Raw genomic sequence first — 3,268 nt, 5'->3', positions numbered from 1 at the left:
CGCCCGGCGCTTGAGGGCATCGAAAAAACGCCCGGGGCGCAAGGCACTTCCCTTGCGCCCCTTTTTTTCACGGAGACTTCTGGCAAGTCTTGCATCGCTTTTTACGTAAATTAAAAAAGAATATGATAATTTGGAAAAGCGAGAGGGAACCTGGAAAACGGGAGCCACCCGCCCATATAAATATAGTTTAAAAACAGCTCGTTAGAGCATCGGATCCGAATTCGCCACAACGCACGGTGCTCAAAAAGTTTTCACTTGAAACAAATCCCGGCTTGCAACGGAAAGCCTGGTCCCGGAAAGCCCAAGAAGAAAACGCCCCCACGCCACAACGGAAAGAAGCATTTGATTGCCGACTTTATGCTTTAGCTTTTCCGGGCATGGTGGGAGTGGCCCCACCATGCCCGGGTATGATAGCCTAAGCAGACTTTAGACTTGATCCCAGGACCCTACCCCGGGGCCCTTCGCGGGAAATGCCTGAGGGGGCACTCATGGGAATCACTTCCGCTCCCATTTTGTCAGACCGTCCCCCGGATGCCCCGGCGCGCCCCGGCCTGGAAACCGGGAAAGCCCGCGCGTCCGCGCGCTCGGGACGGGCCTTGACCCTTCTGGCCGTGCTGGTGCTCGCGGTGTTCAACCTTGCCCTCATCAGCAACGCCCTCATGGGACGTGACTCCGCGCTGAACGCCGCCCAGGACTCGACGGATGCGGTGTGTCAGGCCGTGGTCGGTCAGATGGAGGCCACCGTCTCGCGCATCGTCCTGGGCCTGGAAGCCGTGAATGATGTTCTTCCGTTGTTGCCCCACGGCGGGGACCGGGGCGATCCCACGGTCCTCCGCTTTTTACAACGCCAGAGCGACCTGTTGCCCATGGTGCGGGCGCTGATCGTCACCGACAGCACGGGGCTGCTGATTCACGACAGCCAGACACCCTCTCCTGTTCTTCTCGACCTCTCCGACCGGGATTATTTCCAGGCTCACACCCCCGGACGAAACGGGGAGGCTTCGGTTTTCATTGGCAAGCCCGTGCTGGGACGCACGTCGGGAACCTGGTTCATCAGCATGAGCCGCCGGCTTGCCGCCGCCGACGGCAGCTTCAACGGCGTCGTCACCGCCGTGGTCGATCCCGCCTTGCTGAGCCATGCCTTCGAAAGCCTGAAGCTGAAGGACAACGGCGCCGTCACCGTGCTTCGCGAGGACGGGACCCTTCTCCTGCGCGCTCCCGATTTCGACCGCTATATTGGAACCGACCAAAGCACCAGCCGTCTGTACATGGAGGTGCTGGCCCCCGCGCCGGAAGGGTCCTCATCCCTGGTCACCGGCCTGGATGGCCAGGACCGGTTGCTATCATGGTCCCGGGTCGGGTCGTGGCCCCTGATTGTCACCGTCTCGCTATCGCGCGATGCCGTGCTGGCCGACTGGCGGCATTCCCTGCCCATCTACCTGGGAACCATGGTGATCACGTCCCTGCTGATCCTGGCCCTGATCGCCCAGGTCCGCCGCCAGATTGGCAACCTGGACACCGTGGTGCATGACCTGATCGACAGCCGGACCGAGCTGATCGCCGCTCATCAAGCCGCTCTTCTGGCCAATCGTGCCAAAACCCAGTTCCTGGCCAACATGAGCCACGAACTGCGCACCCCCTTGAACGCCATCATCGGGTTTTCGGACATGCTGATCAGCGGTGTTCACGGCCCGTTGATGGTCCGCCAGAAGGAATATGCCCGCGACATTCATCTGTCGGCCATGCACCTTCTGGACCTCATCAACGATATTCTCGACGTGGCCAAGATCGAATCGGGTTCCTATGTGCTACAGGAACAAAACGTCAACCTTGCCGACGAGGCCAAAGCCTGCGAGCGCATGTTGCGCGGGCGGATCAGCGAAAAGCGCCTGACGTTTGAAACCCTGTGCCTGGATGAACAGCCCTGGGTGCGGGGCGATGAACGCGCCATCCGCCAGATTCTTCTCAACTTGCTGTCAAACGCCGTGAAATTCACGCCCGAGGGAGGGTTGGTGACCTTGTCCATGGGGCCCATGCCCGATGGATCCATGACGGTCACGGTCTCGGACACGGGGATCGGAATCCCGCCCGAACACCTTGACCTCGTGCTGTGCCCCTTCCACCAGGTCGATACCTCGGACACCCGACGTCACGAAGGAACCGGCCTCGGCCTTCCCCTGGCCAAGGCCCTGGCGGAAAAACACGGGGGCGCGCTGCGCCTGGACAGCCGCGTGGGCGAAGGCACCCATGTCACGGTCTTGTTCCCGGCCGAGCGCGTGCTGGCATCCCGTCCCACCGAAGCGGCGCGGGCCATCTGATCGTCTTGTTCCGGACAGGAGCGGTTCACGCCCCCGATCCCGGCGCGGGGCTGGCGGGGCCGAAACGCCCCCAAAAAGAAAGGGTGGCCCGAAGGCCACCCCTCCTTGTCTGGACAGGCCAGACAAACGTCCGTGAAGGACTTAGAACGACAGCACCAGACCGGTGACGGCGCCCATGCCCGAACGGTAGTTGCCGGTCGAGTCTTCGTCGATGTTGGCGTAGAACACGTTGCCAACCACCTTCACGCCCGGGCCCATTTCGTAGGCGCCGGCCAGCTTGTAGCTGGTGCCGTCGTCCAGAGCGTCGGACTCGGCATAGGTGAAGCTGACGGCGTAGGGGCCGGTGGTGTAGGAAGCGCCGGCTTCCCAAACCGAGGCGTCGCGGAAGTCCTTGCCTTCGTTGCCCATGTAGCTGCCGCCAACGGCGAAGCCAGCGTAGGACAGTTCCAGGCCGCCACGGTAGGCCCAGGAGTCGTTGTCGGCGGCTTCGGTCATGGCAACGCCATCGGCCTTCACGCCAACGCCGGCCAGCTCGGTGTCCAAGGCCATGCCGAACTGCACTTCGTCGCGGAAGCTGTCACCGGTCGGGACGCCAGCGCCACGGCGGTCAGCCAGGTTGCCCGAGGGCTTCGGAGCATACGACACGCCAGCGCTGAAGCCGTAGAACGACGGGGTCACATACGACACGCGCAGCGAGTCGTCGTCGTAGGTGGTGTCCATCGAACCGGTGGTCAGGTTCATGCCGGTGTTCTGGTTCAGCCACACGGACACGGTGTCGTCGGGGGAGACTTCGCCCACGTCCGGAGCGCGCACGGCGAAGCTCTCGAAGATGCCGGACTTTTCGCCCATGCGCAGCTTACCGAAAGCGCCCGACACGTCGACGTACTGCTCGTCAACGTTACGGTTGCCGTTTTCGTTGGCCTCGGCCTCGAACTGGATCATGGCCGAAA

Annotated in this window: 2 protein-coding genes; one reads left to right on the top strand and one right to left on the bottom strand. The window is 62.4% G+C overall.

Annotated elements, in window-relative coordinates; genetic code table 11:
- Nucleotides 1-488 precede the first annotated feature (488 nt).
- A complete protein-coding gene (locus ROR02_RS16120) occupies nucleotides 489-2,318 on the top strand; it encodes a sensor histidine kinase (protein ID WP_147165063.1) in 1,830 nt (609 codons plus the stop codon).
- 141 nt (nucleotides 2,319-2,459) lie between these two features.
- On the opposite strand, the gene ROR02_RS16115 is transcribed toward ROR02_RS16120, so the two are convergent.
- A partial coding sequence (locus ROR02_RS16115) for a porin (protein WP_147165062.1) occupies nucleotides 2,460-3,268 on the bottom strand: 809 nt, incomplete at its 5' end.

The sequence above is a fragment of the Pararhodospirillum oryzae genome (assembly GCF_007992075.1).
GTDB classification, from domain to species: domain Bacteria; phylum Pseudomonadota; class Alphaproteobacteria; order Rhodospirillales; family Rhodospirillaceae; genus Pararhodospirillum; species Pararhodospirillum oryzae.
This window is presented reverse-complemented; position numbering and strand designations above follow the sequence as displayed.

Coding starts and splice junctions, on each gene's coding strand:
- ROR02_RS16120 (WP_147165063.1), top strand. CDS start 489: ATGGGAATCACTTCCGCTCCCATTTTGTCAGACCGTCCCCCGGATGCC.